We start from the raw sequence: 16,864 nt of genomic DNA, 5'->3' as shown, positions 1-16,864 counted from the left end.
TCCCCGCCCCTGCCCCGTCCGCCCCGCCCCATCCACCCCGCCCTGCCCGGCTCGGCGCGCACGCGACGCCAGCGCCCCCTCCTCCCGACGCCGCCGCCCCCGTCTCCCGGCGGCTCCCGGCGCCGGTCTCCCGCGCGCCTGCGTCCGGCCGCCCGCGGGCTGTCGGAGGATCGGCCCAGGACCGGCGGACCGGTCGGCACCCGTAGACTGTTCGCACAAACGAACGATCACTGAGGCGCGCCGGGAAGTCTGGTCGGCACCGCACCACCGGTCTCTCCGCACGACGGGGCGGCCGGAGTCCGCAGCCGTACTGCCCCAGGAGGTCCTCCGTCGTGGCCACGCCGCCGCCCGTACCGCCGCAGCCCGCCCCGGTGCCGCCGTCCGACCCGGACGAGCGCCGGACGTTCCTCGGCCTGCTGTCACTCCCGGAGCGCCGCGTCATCCTGGACGCACTGCGCACCGAGACGGTCGGCGGAATCCTGCTGCTGCTCGCCGCGGTGGTCGCCCTCGTCTGGGCCAACGTCTGGCCGCACTCCTACGAGACCGTCAGCGCCTACACCGTCGGGCCGTCCGAGCCGCTGCACCTGGACCTGTCACTGGAGGCATGGGCAACCGACGGCCTGCTGACCATCTTCTTCTTCGTCGCCGGGATCGAGCTCAAGCGCGAGTTCGTCGCGGGCGACCTGCGCAAGCCGAGCGCGGCGGCGCTCCCGGTGGTCGCGGCGGTCTCCGGCGTGGCACTGCCCGCGATCGTCTATACCGTCGTCAACTCGGTGGCCCACGGGGAGCTGGACGGCTGGGCGATCCCGACCGCCACGGACATCGCCTTCGCGCTCGGCGTGCTGGCCGTGGTGGGCAGTCACCTGCCCTCCGCGCTGCGGGCCTTCCTGCTGACGCTCGCGGTGGTGGACGACCTGATCGCGATCCTGATCATCGCGATCTTCTACACCACCGCCATCACCTACTGGGCGCTGCTGGCGGCGCTCGGCGGGCTGGTGCTGTTCTGGTTCCTCAACCGCCTGCGGGTGCACGGCTGGTACCTGTACCTGCCGCTGGCGTTCGCGATCTGGGCGCTGATGCACGAGAGCGGGGTGCACGCCACGGTGGCCGGCGTGGCGATGGGCCTGATGCTGCGCTGCCACACCGAGCCGGGCGAGGAGCATTCCCCCGGTGAGCACATCGAGCACCTGGTCCGCCCGGTCTCGGCCGGGTTCGCCGTGCCGCTCTTCGCGCTCTTCGCGGCGGGGGTGAGCCTGTCCGGCAAGTCGCTGAGCGACGTGTTCACCCACGCCGTTCCGCTCGGCGCCATGCTCGGCCTGCTGCTCGGCAAGTCGGTCGGGGTCTTCGGCGGCACCTGGCTCGCCGCACGGTTCACCCGGGCCGAGCTCAACCCGCAGCTGACCTGGCGGGACGTGTTCGCCGTCGCCACCCTGGCCGGCATCGGCTTCACGGTCTCGCTGCTGATCAGCGAGCTGGCGTTCCCGTCCGACCCGGCGCTGCAGCGGCAGGCCAAGGCGGCCGTCCTGGTCGGTTCGGTGGTGTGCGCGGCGATCGCCACGGTGCTGCTCAAGCTGCGCAACCGGCACTACCGCGCCCTGTACGAGGAGGAGAACCTGGACTCCGACAACGACGGGATCCCCGACGTGTACCAGCGGCGCACTGACGCACCGTCCGGCTGACACGCCGCCGAAGGAACGCCCCGGAGTGGTGTCCGACCAGCCGGTAGGGGCATGATGCTGAGCTGTCGAAGGATCGCAAGCCGCGCGAAGGAGAACCGCTGATGCCCGCAGGAGCCGCAGACCCGTCCAGCACCGGCCGGGCCCCGTACGAGGGCGAGCGTTCCGTCGGTCAGCTGTTCGCCGCGGCCACCCAGGACCTCTCCGCGCTCGTCCACGACGAGATCGCGCTCGCCAAGGCGGAGATCCGGGCGGACGTGAAGCGCGGGGTCACCGGCGGGGTGTCGGTCAGCGTGGCCGGCGTGGTGGCGCTCGCCTCGATCCCCATGCTGAGCTTCGCCGCGGCCTACGGCCTGCAGGCACTCGGGCTGACCCTCGGCTGGTCGTTCCTGATCGTGGGCGGCGCCTACCTGGTGCTGGCGGCGCTCCTGGGCCTGCTGGCGATGCGCTCCTTCAAGAAGATCGAGAAGCCGAAGCGCACCATCGAGGGGGCGCAGGCGACCGCCGACGTGCTCAAGAACGCGCGTCCGCGGCCGGCGACCAAGGAGGAGATCGACCGCGCGCTCGGCCGGATCTCCTGACCCGCCCCGCGGCGGGGTCCCGGACGCCCGGGGCGGCAGCGGCCTCCGGACGGCCGCCCGCAGGCCGTTCCGTGGCCCAATCGTTCGCGACGACGCGAGTGCCGGAGACGGATTCGTAGCACGGGTATGACAGGCTCTCGGTATGCCGCTGGACCACAAGCCCGTACCCGCCGAGCCCGCCGAGCCTGCCGAGCCCCGGACGGGTGCCGCACGGCCCGCTGCGTCCGGGTCCGCCCCCCGTGTCCGCGCGGCCGGTCGGGCGGTCGACCCCGCGCCGCTCGGCGTCGCCTGGAGCGTCCGCTCCCCCGGGCCCTGGACCCATCGCGACCTGGCCGCCAACGGCGCCCGGTTCCACATCGCCGAGGCGGGCGAGGGCCCGCTGGTGCTGATGGTCCACGGCTGGCCCGAGTACTGGTGGGCCTGGCGGCACCAGCTGACCGCGCTCGCCGAGGCCGGTTACCGGGCCGTCGCGCTGGACCTGCGCGGCGTCGGCGGCAGCGACCGCACCCCGCGCGGCTACGACCCCGGCAACCTCGCACTGGACATCACCGGCGTGATCCGCTCGCTCGGCGAGCGCCGCGCCCACCTGGTCGGGCACGCCGCGGGCGGCTCGCTGGCCTGGGTGGCCGCCGTGATGCGCCCCTCGGTCATCCGCAGCCTGACGGTGGTCTCCGCGGCGCACCCGCGGCACCTGCGCCGCGCGCTGCTCACCGACCGGCGCCAGATCGCCGCGCTGGAGCACGTCGTGGGCTTCCAGCGGCCGTGGATCCCCGAGCGCCGGCTGGTGGCCGACAACGGCGCGCTGGTGGGCGACTACCTGAACTCCTGGACGGGCCCGCACCGGCTGAGCTCGGAGGCGATCTCCGCGTACCGGCAGGCCATCCAGATCCCGTCGACCGCCCACTGCTCGATCGAGCCGTACCGGTGGCTGCTGCGGTCGCTGGCGCGGCCGGACGGCATCCAGTTCGCACGCCGGATGAAGAAGCCGATCACGGCGCCGACGCTGCACGTGCAGGGCGCGGCCGACCCGGTGCTGCTGGCGCACACCGCGCTCGGCGCGGGCGAGTACGTCGAGGCGCCGTACCGCTGGCGGCTGCTCCCCGATGTGGGGCACTTCCCGCACGAGGAGACGCCGGACGAGTTCACCGAGGAACTGGTCTCCTGGATCCGGCAGCACGGCGACTGAGCGCGACTGCCGGGCGGGGTGTGCGGCGGCCCTGTGAAGGAGTCGAGGGGGACCCGGTGAGGATGCGGAAGCGGACCCGGTCAGCGAGCTGACGGAAGTTCATATGACAATCGCATAGGCCGGATGGGCAGTCCGGAAGCGGTTACTCCTGTCGGCCCACGGGCATCCATCCGGTATGACCTGGATGCCCGATCGCGATGCCGCCACCCCGCGCCGACGCCGCCGCGGAAACAGCGCCTCGCAGGACCAGCACCACCAGCCCGAGTGGCCCTACGGGGACGGCCGGGGACGGCCGGAGTCCGCGGGAGCGCACCGCTTGGGGATCCCGCGCATCATCGGCCGCCGCGCCCGCTGGGTCGGCGCCCGGCTGCGCCGCGAGGGCTGACCTCCCGGGCACCGCCGCCCGCCCCGGGGCCCGATCGGATCGGGAGGACGGGACGGGCGGTCACGAGAGGCGGACGTCAGCCCCGCACGGTCACGACGAGACCGTCGGCGCCAGTGCGGTGAACCAGAGCAGCGCGAACGTCGCCACCGTCATCACCGGCACGAGGAACTTGGTCTCCACCCCGTTGCCGCTGCGCTTGATCAGCACGATCTCGTACCGCTCGCGGTGCGGCCAGAGCAGCGGTGCGCCCTGCTTGGTGAGGCAGTCGCCCAGCAGGTGCGCCAGCGCGCCCAGGGCAACCGCGTACGGGAGCCAGCCGGGGGCGCTCGGCAGCCAGCGGTTCAGGCCGGCCGTGCCCAGCGCCGCCATGCCGACGATCGTCAGCCAGGCGGTCGGCCCGTCGCCCGGCGGGTGGATCCGCAGTGCCCGGATCGCCAGGGCCAGCAGGACGAAGGTCAGGCCGAGCGTGAAGTTGCGCCCGAGGTAGCTGATCCCCGCCCAGCTGCCGAGGCCCGTCAGCGCCACGAACAGCAGCGAGTGCGTCGCGTGCCGGTGGCCGCCGGAGATCCAGGCGACCAGCCGGCAGAGCAGCTTGGACACCGGTCCGAGGAAGTGCGCGATCGTCCCGTCGTGGTGGTCCAGGTCCGGCAGCAGCGCGGCACCTGCGCAGAGCACCGTGCCCATGAGGATGTCGGCCGGGGCCAGGTGGACCCCGAGCAGCAGCGGTGGCAGGAACGGCGCCGAGGCCGCGTACAGCATCGCGCCGCTCACGGCGTGCGAGTGACCCATCATCGTCTTGCCTGACCTCCCCATCCGGCGGGCGCCGCAGACGCTATCAGTCCGTGCCGCGCCCGGGGACCGGCCGGGAGGCCACGGTTCAGAGCGCGCAGCCTTCGGTGTCCACCCGCGCAGTGGCGGATGCCCCCTGGGAGGCGTCGTCACGCACCTCGGCCGCGGTCAGCACGTAGCCGGTGTCCGAGCTGTCCAGCGACTTGGCGAAGACCACGCCGTAGACCTCGCCGGCGGGGGTGAGCAGCGGCCCGCCGCTGTTGCCCTGGCGGACCAGCGAGCGGACGGAGTAGACGTCGCGGACGACCTGGCCGCGGTGGTAGATGTCCGGGCCGTTCGCCTGTATCCGGCCGCGGATGCGGGCGGGCTGCACGTTGAACGAGCCGTTCTCGGGGAAGCCGGCCACGATCGCGCTGTCGTTGGTGTGCGCGTCACCGGCGAAGGTCAGGGCCGGCGCGTTGAGCTTCGGGACGTCCAGCACCGCGATGTCGCGCTGCCAGTCGTAGCGGACCACGGTGGCGTCGTACAGGCGGCCGGTACCGCCGATCTGCACGGTCGGCTCGTCGACGCCGCCCACCACGTGGGCGTTGGTCATCACCCGGTGCGGGGCGAAGACGAAGCCGCTGCCCTCCAGCGTCTTGCCGCAGGAGGCGGCGGTGCCAACCACCTTGACCAGGCTCTGCCGGGCGCGCAGCACGGCGGGGCTGCCGGCGAGTGCCGGGTCCGGCGGGTCGACCTCGGTGATCGGCTCGTGCTCGAAGGGGTTGAAGACCTGGGGGAAGCCGTTGCGGGCGAGTTCCCGGCTGAAGTCGGAGAACCAGTTCGGGGCGTCGGAGGGCAGCGCGTCCTGGACGGTGGAGAGCACCGTGGACGTCCGGACCTGCTTGGAGACGGTGGGCAGCGAGGTCCCGGCGAGGGCCGACCCGATCAGCCAGGCGACCAGCAGCATCGAGATCACGTTGACCACCGAGCCGCCGACCGCGTCCAGGGTCTTGACCCGGCCGCGGCCGATCCGGCCGCGGAGCTTCCAGCCGAAGTGGGTGGTGACCGCCTGGCCGATCGCGGCGCACACGATCACCACCACGACCGCCACCACGGAGGCGGTGGTGCCCGGTCCGAGGTGGTGGAGCAGGAAGGGCAGCAGCTGCACCGCGATCAGGCCGCCGCCGAGGAAGCCGAGCACGGAGAGGATGCCGACCACAAAGCCCTGCCGGTACCCCGACACGGCGAAGCCCACCGCGGCGGCGATCAGCAGCAGATCCAGGACATTCACCCAGATACCCTCCCATGGACGGGCCCGGAGGCGGGACGGACGGGGTGCCGGAGGATCGGCCGGGTGCTGCCGGGAGCGGGGGCCGGGTCAGCCCGCGGCCTGCGGGCTCCGGCCGGAGGACTGCCCGGGATCCGCCTCGCGGGGCCGGTCGCGGTCCCGGTAGGACAGGTCGAGGGCCTCGTCGGAGAGCGCGACCGTCCGCTCGGTGTCCCAGGGGACCTCCAGTCCGCTGTGGTGCAGAACACGGTCGATCACACCGGCCGTGAACCCCCACACCAGCCGCCCGGCGACCGCGAACGCGGGGCCGAGGAACCCGGAGGGGTGGCGCAGCCGGGCGCGGTTCGCGGGGTCGGCGAGGTCGGCGATCGGCACCCTGAAGACCGCGCCGGTCTCGGCCGGGTCGACCGGGGCGACCGGGGTCTCGCGGCGCCACCAGCCGAGCACCGGGGTCACCACGAAGCCGCTCACCGGGATGTACAGCGCGGGCAGCGTGGCGAAGACCTGGACGCCGTCGGGGTCGAGCCCGGTCTCCTCCCGGGCCTCGCGCAGGGCGGCCGCGACCGGTCCGGGGCCGGCCGGATCGCCGTCCTCCGGGTCGAGGGCGCCGCCGGGGAAGGAGGGCTGGCCGGCGTGCGAGCGCAGCGACCGGGCCCGCTCGATCAGCAGCAGGTCGGGGCCGGCCGGTCCGTCGCCGAAGAGCATCAGCACGGCGGACGGGCGGCCGCCGGACGGCGGCGGCAGGAAGCGGCTGAGCTGCTCCGGCCGCACAGTCTCGGCGGCGGTGCGCACCGGCAGCAGCCAGGAGGGCAGGCCGTCGCGCTCGATCCGGTCCGTCACGCGGCACCTCCGGCGACCGCGGCCGTCGGTGCCGAGGCGGCGGGCTGCCCCGGGTAGTCGGCGGGCGGGCGCAGCCGCTGGCCGGGCTGGCCGCCGAGTTCGTACTTGAGCAGCTTCGCGGCCTTCTCCGGGTCCGTCTCGCCCTCGCCGTAGGAGGGGCAGAGCGGGGCGATCGGGCAGGCGCCGCAGGCCGGCTTCTGGGAGTGGCAGACGCGGCGGCCGTGGAAGACGACGCGGTGGGAGAGCATCGTCCACTCGGACTTGGGGAAGATCGCGGCGACCGCGGCCTCGACCTTCTCCGGGTCCTGCTCGTCGGTCCAGCCGAAGCGGCGGGCGAGCCGGCCGAAGTGGGTGTCCACGGTGATGCCGGGCACGCCGAAGGCGTTGCCGAGGACGACGTTGGCCGTCTTGCGGCCCACGCCGGGGAGGGTGACCAGGTCGGCCAGCCGTCCGGGCACCTCGCCGCCGAAGTCGTCCCGCAGTGCCGCGGACAGGCCGAGCAGCGACTTCGCCTTGTTCCGGAAGAACCCGGTGGGGCGGATCAGCTCCTCCAGCTCCTCCGGGACGGCCGCCGCCATGTCCTCGGGCGTCGGGTACTTGGCGAACAGCGCCGGGGTGGTCTGGTTCACCCGCAGGTCGGTCGTCTGGGCCGACAGCACGGTGGCCACCAGCAGTTGGAACGGGTCGTCGAAGTCGAGTTCCGGGTGCGCGTAGGGGTACAGCTCCGCCAGCGCGCGGTTGATCCTCCGCGCCCGCCGCACCATCCCGAGGCGGGTCTCCGGCTTCCTCGGTTTCGCGGCCGCCTTCGGCTTCTGCACCTTGCTCTCTGCCATGCACGAAGGCTACGCCGAACCGATCTCCTCGGGTGGTCCCGTTCGGGTTCCGGTACGCGCGGTCCCGACCGATCGGCGGGCGGCGGCCGGGGACGGCCGTCGCGGCCGCTATTTCCGGCCGGGAAACGGAATGCGGACGTCCCTTTCCGGCGGCATGCAACCCGGGCTTCAGGAGAAATTATGAATTTGAGCTTTCTCTGAGGTATCCGCACTGTCCTCGCCGACGGGGGAGCGGATTCCGCGGGCCAAACCCGCCTGCGCAACCAAATGGCGTGACCTGCTTCACAGATCTGACGCTGCGTAGCCGATCGAGGCAGCTTCCTGGCTGGTCAGAGAACATTCGACCGCGATCCGTCACGCACCGCCCGCCGGCGCGGCCACTCTTTGCCTTTTCTTTATGAGTCGCCCCCCGGCGGTCTTGTATGTTCATATTCAGTGCGGCAGCCGCAGGACTGCCGGACGGGGGTGGAACTCTTGTCGGGGGATTTCCTGCAGGCCTGCCGTTCACGCAATGTCAACGGTTTAGGGGAATTTTATGAAGAAGAAGCTGGTGGCCGGCACCGTCGTTTCCGGCATCACCGCGGCCATGCTCATCGGCACGATGGGGACGTCGGCCTCCGCCGCGGCGCTGCCGCAGCAGAAGGCCGCCGCGAACCAGTCGCTCGCGACCGCCACCGTGGTCGGGGACGGCGCCCAGCCGCAGTTCTGGCACGCCATCGCGCAGAGCGTGGCCGCGGCCACCGTGGTCAAGGCCGGCGAGGCCACCGTCAAGCTGACCAGCAAGGTGGTCAAGTCCTCGTCCGAGTCGTCCTCGTCCTCGGAGTCCTCGTCCTCCTCCAGCGGCGGCCCGGTCACGGCCACCGCGGGTCTGCACGGGGTCATCCCGGGCGACGTCCAGTTCGACTCCGCGAACTGACACCCAGTCCGACACAGCACCGTCATCCGCGCCCCGCGGCCTCGCATGCCGCCGGGCGCGGTCACGAGTCACAGGAGCGAGTCCGCCCGATCATGAGCGAAATCCTCGATCGACCACGTGGCGGGGCCATCGTACCGACGGAGGTCACCGTCCCCCCGAAGGTCCGCGCCGCGGTGCTTCTCGCACTGGTCCCGGCCGTCCTCTTCAGCTTCGCCTGCCTGGTCTACAACGCCCCGGCCTCCCCGGCGCGCAACCGGGTGGCCGCCGAGGCGACCTCCTTCATGGAGCCGTACTTCTGGCAGGACTGGCAGCTGTTCGGCCCCACGCCCGGGGACAGCAACACCCTCATCTACCTGCAGGCCGAGGTCCGGGACGCCTCGGGCAAGGTCGTCCAGACGTCCCCGGTGGAGATCGAGGAGGCGATCGACCGCGCCCCGCAGCAGTTCCGCATCAACCCGACGAAGCTGCCCGGAGTCCCCCTCGCCTTCAACGAGTTCGCCCAGCGCTACACCCAGGCGGCCGGGAACATCAAGAAGCTCCCGGAGGCCGAGCGCACCCGGGCCCAGAAGGAGATCGACGAGACCTACCGGACCGACTTCCTCCAGCTGCAGCGGTTCCTCTCCGCCCAGGCGGCCACGCTCTACCCGGAGCAGGACGTCGTCGCGGTGAAGGCCTCGTTCAAGCACCGGCCGATCGTCCCGTTCTCCCAGCGGTACCAGAGCCCGCAACCCCAGCAGCCGGTCAATCCGATGCTGGAGACCTCCTGGCTGGACTACGTCCCGGGGGTGGCCCGATGACCGGATCGCCCGTACGCCGGCTGACCGCCCGTCTGGACGCCCTGGTGCTCTGGCTCGCCCGGGCCGAGCGCAGGCTGATCGGCCTCGCGCTGCTGCGCATCGTCATCGGCTCCGCCACGGTGCTGTACTGCCTGGCGGACTACGACCGGCGGCGGTTCCTCTGGGGGCCGGACTCCTTCTACTCGCCGACGGTGGCGAGCAACGAACTACCGCACTGGGGCTTCTCGCTGTTCCTGGTGAGCGACTCCCCGGTGTGGTTCGAGATCCTCTTCCACCTGGTGATCCTGGTCTCCGTCGCCTTCACCGTCTTCGGCGGGCGGCTGCTGACGGCCGCCCAGGCCGTCCTGATGTGGTCGCTGCACTTCCGCAACCAGGACGTCCTCGAGGGCGGCGACAACCTCGCCCAGATCCTGGTCATCTTCCTGGTGTTCGCGGTCTCCGACGCGTACTTCGCGCCGGGGGCGAAGCAGCGCCGGGCACGGCTGCGGGCGGACACCCGGCCCACGGTCGGCACCGCGGTGCACAACCTTGCGGCCTACCTGATCGTCTTCCAGACCTCGGTGCTGTACCTCGCCGCCGGCTACTGGAAGATCACCGGCAAGCTGTGGCAGGACGGCGCCGCGATGTACTACATCAGCCGGCTCACCGCGTTCCAGATGTTCCCCACCTACGCCCAGGTGATGAGCAGCGCCTTCCTCGGCACGGCCATCTGCTACTTCACCATCTTCACCGAACTGGCCTTCCCGTTCGCGGTGCTGTCCTCCCGGGCCTGGATCCGCAAGGCCAACACGCTGGCGATCGAGGCCATGCACCTCGGGATCATGGCCTGCATGGGCCTGGTCTGCTTCGGCATGCTGATGATCGGCGCCGACTGCACCTGCCTGCGGGACGAGGACTACCGGGCCATGTACCGGAAGTTCCAGGACCTCCGGGAGCGGATCACCGTACGGCTGCGGCCCGCCCTGGCACTGCCGTCCGGGCTCACCGTGGCGCGCACGCCCCGCACCGACACCGGGACGCCGCATGCCGAGTCCTGACCACCGCGCCGAGGCCGCCGCACTCCGGGCATTCCTGCAGGCCGACCCGGCCGACTGGCCCCGGCTCGCTCCGCGGGTCGTGGAGCGGGCGGGGGCCGAGCGGCTCGCCCGGATCATCGACGCCACGCGGGGCCGGGTGGGCGGGATCCGCGAGGTGGCGGACACCCGCGACGGGCTGGCCGTCACCGGCCCGGCCGGCACCGTGCTCGCCTGGGCCGAGCTGGACGACCGCGGGCGGCTCGCCGGCCTGATGGTCGCGCCGTCGGTGCGGGGCCGCCGCGGGCTGCCGCCCGCAGTGACCCGCTGGACCGTCAGGGCCGTCCTCCTGGTGCTGATCTGGCTGCGGGTCGCCGCCTGCTGGTCCGCGCCGAACGTCACCGGATGGGCCGGCTCACTGCTCCTCGTCGCCGCCGGTTACGTCCTTTACGAGGGCTACTGGACGGCTGCGGCGGACCCTTGGTGGCTCCGCCGCGCGGTGGAGGCGGGTGCGCCGGCCGCGCTCGCCTCGGCCTGGCGGCTCCCCGGGCTGCCGGCCGGCGACGACCTGGTCCGGCTCGCGGCCGGCGGGCTGCTGGCGACGGCGGCCACGGCCGTGCTGATCCGGTCCCGTCGGCACCGCTGGGGCGTCACCACGGCGGCGCCGCTCGCCCGATTCCCGCTGCGCGGTTCCTGGTACGTCGGCCAGGGCGGCGGCCGCGGCCTGAACCACCACATCGACGCACCGGAGCAGCGCGGCGCCGTCGACCTCACCCGGGTCGGCCGCAACGGCACCCACCGGGGCTCGGGCCGCCGGCTGGACTGCTACCCGGCCTACGGTGCCGAGGTCCACGCGCCGTGCGACGGCACCGTGGCCGCCGCGGTCGACGGGCTCCCGGACCAAGAGCCGGGCGTCCTGCGGTACGGCCCGCTCTACGGCAACCACGTCGTCATCGACACCGGCTCGGAGCGCATCGTCCTCGCCCACCTGCGGCCCGGCACCGTCGCGGTGACGGCCGGCGAGCAGGTCCGGGCGGGCCGCCTCCTCGGGCAGGTCGGCAACTCCGGCAACAGCAGCGAGCCGCACCTCCACCTCCACGCCGAACGCGGGGGCCAGGGCCTGGACCTGGTGTTCGCGGACGTCGGCGGCCGGCTGTACCGCGGCCGGACCGTCCGCGCCTGATCACCCCGAGCCCCGGGCCCGTGCAGGCCCGGGCCTCCCGACCACGCAGAAAGCCACCCTTCGTGAGAATCCACCGCACGGCCCTGGCGGTCGTGGCCGCCACCCTGCTCGCCACCACCGCGGGAACCGGCTCGGCGCACGCCTCCTCCGGCGGGTCCCGGGCGGTGCTGGAGGGCTCCCGGCCCGCCTACGCCGTCCCCGGGCAGGACCTCGGGGCGGTACCGCCGAGCCAGGTCCTCACCGCCCGGCTCTACCTCGGCTCCCGCGACCCGGCCGGCCTGTCCGCCTTCCTGCGGTCCGTCACCGACCCGGCGGGCCACGACCACGGGCGCTTCCTCAGCCCGGAGCAGTACCGGCAGCGGTTCGCCCTCACCCCGGCCCAGCGCCGCACGGTGACCCGGTGGCTCACCTCCACCGGGCTCACCGTCACGGCCGACACCGACCACTACGTCGAGGTGTCCGGCCCGGAGGCCGCGATGGACAAGGCGCTCGGCACCGCGATCCACCGCTACCGCACCGCCTGGGGACCGTTGCAGGCCCCGGCGCAGAGCGCCAGCGTGCCGGCCGCGGTGGCCGGATCCGTGGTGGCGCTGGACGGGCTGTCCGCCCCGGCCGCCGCCCACCCGGCATCCGCACCGGCCACGGGCCCGCAGGCGGCGGCCAGGGCCGCCGCCGCCCGGGCCGCCGCACCGCGGGCGGACACCGGCACCACCTGCTCCGCGTACTTCGGCGAGAAGCCGGCCACCGGGCTCCCCCCGGCCTACGGCGGCACCGTGCCGTTCACCACCTGCCCCTACACCCCGGCCCAGCTGCGCCGCGCCTACGGGGCCGCCACGCCCGGCGCCACCGGCAAGGGCCGCACCGTCGCGATCGTCGGCGCGTACGGGTCGCCGGTGATGGCGGCCGACGCCGACCGGTTCGCCCGGGCCACCGGTGACCGGCCGCTGCGCCCCGGCCAGTACCAGGAGCAGGTGGACCCCGCCCACTGGCAGGTCGGCTCGTCCTGCGCTCCGCCGTCCGCCTGGGCGGGCGAGCAGGCGCTGGACGTCGAAACGGTGCACGGGTACGCCCCCGACGCGGCGATCCGCTACGTCGGCGCGAACTCCTGCCTGGACGCCGACCTGATGGCGGCCGAGGCCTCCGTGATCGACCACAGGTCCGCCGACATCATCACCAACTCCTGGGCGGAGATCATCCATTCGCAGCCCGGCCACCTCACGCCCGGCCTGGTCGCCGCATGGGACATGCTCTTCCAGCAGGCCGCGGCCGAGGGGATCGGCGTGTACTTCGCCGCCGGCGACTGCGGGGACTCCTCGCCGCAGGCGGCCGAGAGCGGGCTGAACTGCGACGCCAAGACCACCGCCGCCCAGGCCGACTTCCCCAGCGGCGACCCCTGGGTCACCTCGGTCGGCGCGACCACGCTGGCCACCGACCGCAACGGCGACTACGCCTGGGAGACCAGCATGGGCGACGCCGTGTCGATCCGCCCGGAGGGCACCTCCCCCTGGGCGCCGCTCCCCGGGGTGTTCACCTTCGGCGGCGGCGGCGGGCCGAGCGACTTCCCGCAGCCCTGGTACCAGCGGGGCCGCGTCCCGGCCGGCAGGTCCGGCACCACGGCCCGGCGGGACACCCCCGACGTCTCCCTGGAGGGCGACGGTGCCGTGCCGGTCCTCATCGGCTACACCGTGGACGGCACCTTCCAGCTGATGGGCTTCGGCGGCACCTCGGCGGCGAGCCCCGGCTTCGCCGCGATCCAGGCCGACGCGGAAGAGGAGACCGGCCGCCCGATCGGCTTCGCCAACCCGCTGCTGTACGCGCTCGGCCGCGCCGGCGTCTTCCACGACGTCACCGACCGGCCGGCCGGCGGGCCCACCGCGGTCGTCCAGGACCTGGGGGCCGCCGCCGGAGACCTGCGCTACCTGCTCTACACCGTCGGCCAGGACTACGGGCTGCACGCCGCTCCCGGGTACGACGAGGCCACCGGGCTCGGCTCGCCGAACGCCGCCTACCTGCGCTGGTTCCGCAGCCATGGCTGACGCCGTCGTCGTGGGCAGCGGCCCCAACGGCCTCACGGCGGCCGTGGTGCTCGCCGAGGCCGGCCTGGCGGTCACCGTCCTGGAGGCCGCCGACACCATCGGCGGGGGCACCCGCAGCAGCGAGCTCACCCTGCCCGGGCTGCTGCACGACCACTGCTCGGCCGTCCACCCGATGGCGGTGGGCTCCCCCGGAATGCGCGGCCTCGGCCTGGAGCGCCACGGCCTGGAGTGGCGTCTGCCGGAGGTCGACCTCGCCCATCCCCTGGACGGCGGGCGGGCGGTCGCCATGCACCGGTCGGCGGAGCTCACCGCTGCCGGGCTCGGCGCGGACGGTCCGGCCTGGCGGCGCCTCTTCGAGCCGCTGGCCGAGCGGTTCGACGCGCTCGCGGAGGACCTGCTCGGCCCGCCGCTGCGCCTGCCCGCCCACCCGGCGGCGCTGGCCGGGTTCGCGGCGCGGGCGGCCCTGCCGGCCGCCGCCGTCGCCCGGCGCTGGCGCACGCCGCAGGCCCGGGCCCTGTTCGCCGGCGTCGCCGCCCACGCCCTGCGGCCACTGGGCAGCCCGGGCAGTTCGGCGATCGGGCTGATGCTCGTCGCGGCCGGTCACCGCCGGGGCTGGCCGGTCGCCCGCGGCGGCTCGCGCAGCATCACGGCCGCGCTGGCCGCCCGGCTCGCCGAACTCGGCGGCACCGTCGAGACGGGGGTGCGGGTCACCTCGCTGGCCCAGCTGCCGCCCGACGCGCTGGTGATGCTCGACGTCGCACCGCAGGACGCGCTGGCCATCTGCGGCGACCGGCTTCCGGCCCGGGTCGCCCGGGCGTATGCGCGGTGGCGGTACGGGCCCGGCGCGTTCAAGGTCGACCTCGCGGTCGAGGGCGGGATCCCGTGGCGCGACGAGGTGTGCCGCCGGGCCGGCACCGTCCACCTGGGCGGGACGATCGAGGAGATCGCCCGGACCGAGCGCATGATCGCGGCCGGCCGGCTGCCGGAGCGGCCGTTCGTCCTGATCGGCCAGCAGTACCTCGCGGACCCCGGCCGCTCGGCGGGGACGACGCACCCGGTCTGGGCGTACGCCCATGTGCCCAGGGGCTGGCAGGGGGACGCCACCGAGGCGGTGCTGGACCAGATCGAGCGCTTCGCACCGGGGACGCGGGACCGGGTCGTGGGCCGTGCGGCCACCGACACCCGCGCCATGGCCCGCCACAACCCGAACTACGTGGCGGGCGACATCCTCACCGGCGCCAACACCCCCCGGCAGCTGGTCGCGCGGCCCCGGCTCGCACTCGATCCGTACAGCACCGGGATCCCCGGGGTGTACCTGTGCTCCGCAGCGACGCCCCCGGGCGCCGGCGTGCACGGCATGTGCGGGGTCGGCGCGGCGCGGTCGGCCCTGCGGCGACCGACCCGCAATGCCCTAAAGCGCCGCTAACCGATCCCTCAACTATGCCTAACAGTACGGGAATTGGGCATATTCAGCCTCTAAGGTCGGATCATGAACCAGCACAATCCGAGCGGGCTCCGGGCGATCCGCGCCCATGGCGCGGCCGTCCCCCGGTCATGGGTGCCGGCCGCGTCCGGCCTCGCCTGCCAGGTGATCGGCCTCCTGGACCTGCTGAACGCCGTATTCCCGGGCTTCCGGCGCTCCCGGATGCACGGCTTGCTCGGCGACCTGCCCGGCGGCGTCACCACCCTGGCCGCGGTCGGCTCGCTCACCAGCGGGCTGCTGCTGCTCCTGCTGGGCCACGCGCTGCGGCGCCGCAAGCGCCGGGCCTGGCGGGCGGTGGTCGCGCTGCTCCCCGTGAGCGCCGCCCTGCACCTGCTGCACCGGCACGAACCGGCAGCCGCGGCCGTCCCGCTGGTCCTGCTGCTGGTGATCCTGGTCCACCGCCGGGAGTTCTACGCGGCCGCCGACCCGCGGACCCGCCTGCGGGCACTGGCCGGCCTGCTCGGCCTGGGCACGCTGAGCGTGCTGCTGGGCCTGGTCATCGTGAGCGTCCACCCCGCGAGCGGGGACCGCGGGCCGGCCATGGCGGAACGCCTGGAGCAGGTGGTGTACGGCCTGTTCGGGGCCGAGGGGCCGATCCGCTACACCTCCGAGCGGGCCGCCGACCTGGTCGGCTGGTCGCTCGGCACGCTCGGCCTGCTGACCGCCCTCACCACCGCGTACCTGGCACTGCGCCCGGAGACGCCCGACCCGGTGCTCGGCGCGGAGGACGAGGCGCGGGCCCGGGCGCTGCTGGACCGCTGCGGCGCCCGCGACTCGCTGGGCTACTTCGCGCTGCGGCGGGACAAGAGCATGGTGTTCTCCCCCTCCGGCAAGGCCGCGATCGCCTACCGCGTGGTGTCGGGGGTGATGCTGGCCTCCGGCGACCCGATCGGCGACGTCGAGGCGTGGCCGGGCGCGATCAAGGTCTTCATGGCCGCCGCGCGGGCGCACGCCTGGGTTCCTGCCGTGGTGGGCTGCAGCGAGACCGGCGGCGAGGTCTGGGCCAGGGAGACCGGCCTGGACGCCCTGGAGCTCGGCGACGAGGCGGTCGTGGACGTGCCCGGCTTCTCGCTGTCGGGCCGGGCGATGCGCAACGTCCGGCAGATGGTGAAGCGGATCGGTCGCAACGGCTACACCTGCCGGGTCCGCCGGGTCGCCGAGCTGGACGACGCGGAACGGCAGCGGATCGGCGACGCGGCCGCGCGCTGGCGGGGGACGGCCGTGGAGCGCGGATTCTCCACCGCCCTGGGCCGCTTCGGGGATCCGGCGGACGACGGGTGCATCGTGGTGACCGCCCACCGGGCGCCCGACCCCGCGGCCGGCGAGGACCCGGCCGGCGACGACCTGAAGGCGGTGCTGCACTTCGTGCCGTGGGGGCCGGAGGGCATCTCGCTGGACCTGATGCGGCGCGACCGGTCGGCCGACCCCGGACTCAACGAGCTGCTGATCGTGGCCTCGCTGGAGGCCGCCGCCGGCCTGGGGGTGCGCCGGGTGTCGCTGAACTTCGCGGTGTTCCGCTCGGCGCTGGCCCGGGGCGAGCGACTCGGGGCCGGGCCGGTCCTGCGAGTGTGGCGCGGACTGCTGGTCTTCGCCTCGCGGTGGTTCCAGATCGAATCGCTGTACCGCTTCAACGCAAAATTCCAGCCCGTCTGGGAACCGCGCTTCCTGCTCTTTCCGCAGACCCGCGACCTGCCTCGGATCGGCCTGGCCGTCATGCGGGCGGAGGCCTTCATCACCCTGGAACTCCCGACGGTCGGCCGGGCCCGGCGGCGCACCCCGGCGGTGCCTTCGCCGGGCCGCGCGGAGAATCAACCCTCCGGGTGACCGGCGGGCCGGGCGGGCCGGGCCGCCGCACCCCGGAAGGAATGCGGTGGCC

The 16,864-nt window shown here is 73.9% G+C and carries 15 protein-coding genes; 11 read left to right on the top strand and 4 right to left on the bottom strand.

Annotation, left to right across the window (positions count from 1 at the left end; translation table 11 throughout):
* Window positions 1-332 precede the first annotated feature (332 nt).
* The 4 genes from nhaA to ACFV0G_RS18025 all read left to right on the top strand — a co-directional run bounded on the left by nhaA (window position 333) and on the right by ACFV0G_RS18025 (window position 3,828).
* Complete coding sequence (nhaA, locus tag ACFV0G_RS18040; protein ID WP_380548105.1) at window positions 333-1,679, top strand: Na+/H+ antiporter NhaA; 1,347 nt, start codon at window positions 333-335, stop codon at window positions 1,677-1,679.
* A 101-nt stretch (window positions 1,680-1,780) separates the two neighbouring features.
* Complete coding sequence (locus tag ACFV0G_RS18035; RefSeq protein ID WP_380548102.1) at window positions 1,781-2,257, top strand: phage holin family protein; 477 nt, start codon at window positions 1,781-1,783, stop codon at window positions 2,255-2,257.
* A gap of 142 nt (window positions 2,258-2,399) precedes the next feature.
* Window positions 2,400-3,443 carry an alpha/beta fold hydrolase gene (locus tag ACFV0G_RS18030; protein WP_380548099.1) on the top strand — a complete coding sequence of 348 codons (1,044 nt, stop codon included), beginning with the start codon at window positions 2,400-2,402 and terminating at the stop codon, window positions 3,441-3,443.
* A 184-nt stretch (window positions 3,444-3,627) separates the two neighbouring features.
* Window positions 3,628-3,828 carry a hypothetical protein gene (locus tag ACFV0G_RS18025; protein ID WP_380548096.1) on the top strand — a complete coding sequence of 67 codons (201 nt, stop codon included), beginning with the start codon at window positions 3,628-3,630 and terminating at the stop codon, window positions 3,826-3,828.
* Window positions 3,829-3,918: 90 nt separating this feature from the next.
* Here the strand turns inward: ACFV0G_RS18025 and ACFV0G_RS18020 are convergent, their stop codons facing one another.
* The 4 genes from ACFV0G_RS18020 to nth form a co-directional block, all read right to left on the bottom strand.
* On the bottom strand, window positions 3,919-4,620 hold the full coding sequence (locus ACFV0G_RS18020) for a metal-dependent hydrolase (protein ID WP_380548093.1): 702 nt from the start codon (window positions 4,618-4,620) through the stop codon (window positions 3,919-3,921).
* A gap of 85 nt (window positions 4,621-4,705) precedes the next feature.
* Window positions 4,706-5,890: a MarP family serine protease gene (locus ACFV0G_RS18015; protein ID WP_380548090.1), complete on the bottom strand. Its 1,185-nt coding sequence runs from the start codon at window positions 5,888-5,890 to the stop codon at window positions 4,706-4,708.
* Between the two features lie 87 nt (window positions 5,891-5,977).
* Window positions 5,978-6,727, bottom strand: coding sequence for an NUDIX hydrolase (locus ACFV0G_RS18010; protein ID WP_380548086.1), 750 nt, complete (start codon window positions 6,725-6,727; stop codon window positions 5,978-5,980).
* Window positions 6,724-7,560, bottom strand: a complete 837-nt coding sequence (gene nth / locus ACFV0G_RS18005) for an endonuclease III (RefSeq protein WP_380548083.1) — start codon at window positions 7,558-7,560, stop codon at window positions 6,724-6,726. The genes ACFV0G_RS18010 and nth overlap by 4 nt, the downstream gene beginning before the upstream one ends.
* Window positions 7,561-8,095: 535 nt before the next feature.
* Between nth and ACFV0G_RS18000 the strand changes: the two genes are divergently transcribed.
* The 7 genes from ACFV0G_RS18000 (at window position 8,096) to ACFV0G_RS17970 (ending at window position 16,812) form a co-directional block, all read left to right on the top strand.
* Entirely contained in the window at window positions 8,096-8,476 is a 381-nt protein-coding gene (locus ACFV0G_RS18000) for a hypothetical protein (protein WP_380548080.1), read from the top strand.
* A 173-nt stretch (window positions 8,477-8,649) separates the two neighbouring features.
* Window positions 8,650-9,273, top strand: coding sequence for a DUF5819 family protein (locus tag ACFV0G_RS17995; protein WP_380548077.1), 624 nt, complete (start codon window positions 8,650-8,652; stop codon window positions 9,271-9,273).
* Window positions 9,270-10,310: a hypothetical protein gene (locus ACFV0G_RS17990; RefSeq protein ID WP_380548074.1), complete on the top strand. Its 1,041-nt coding sequence runs from the start codon at window positions 9,270-9,272 to the stop codon at window positions 10,308-10,310. Before ACFV0G_RS17995 ends, ACFV0G_RS17990 begins: the two co-directional genes overlap by 4 nt.
* The gene (locus ACFV0G_RS17985; protein ID WP_380548071.1) at window positions 10,297-11,469 is read left to right on the top strand and encodes a M23 family metallopeptidase; all 1,173 of its coding nucleotides are present in this window, start codon (window positions 10,297-10,299) and stop codon (window positions 11,467-11,469) included. Before ACFV0G_RS17990 ends, ACFV0G_RS17985 begins: the two co-directional genes overlap by 14 nt.
* Before the next feature lie 62 nt (window positions 11,470-11,531).
* The gene (locus ACFV0G_RS17980) at window positions 11,532-13,505 is read left to right on the top strand and encodes a protease pro-enzyme activation domain-containing protein (RefSeq protein ID WP_380548068.1); all 1,974 of its coding nucleotides are present in this window, start codon (window positions 11,532-11,534) and stop codon (window positions 13,503-13,505) included.
* Window positions 13,498-14,931, top strand: a complete 1,434-nt coding sequence (locus ACFV0G_RS17975; protein ID WP_380548065.1) for a phytoene desaturase family protein — start codon at window positions 13,498-13,500, stop codon at window positions 14,929-14,931. The genes ACFV0G_RS17980 and ACFV0G_RS17975 overlap by 8 nt, the downstream gene beginning before the upstream one ends.
* A 63-nt stretch (window positions 14,932-14,994) precedes the next feature.
* A complete protein-coding gene (locus tag ACFV0G_RS17970; protein ID WP_380548062.1) occupies window positions 14,995-16,812 on the top strand; it encodes a phosphatidylglycerol lysyltransferase domain-containing protein in 1,818 nt (605 codons plus the stop codon).
* Window positions 16,813-16,864 lie beyond the last annotated feature (52 nt).

Origin of the sequence: Kitasatospora sp. NPDC059571, from assembly GCF_042735675.1 — a bacterium.
GTDB lineage: Bacteria > Actinomycetota > Actinomycetes > Streptomycetales > Streptomycetaceae > Kitasatospora.
This window is presented reverse-complemented; position numbering and strand designations above follow the sequence as displayed.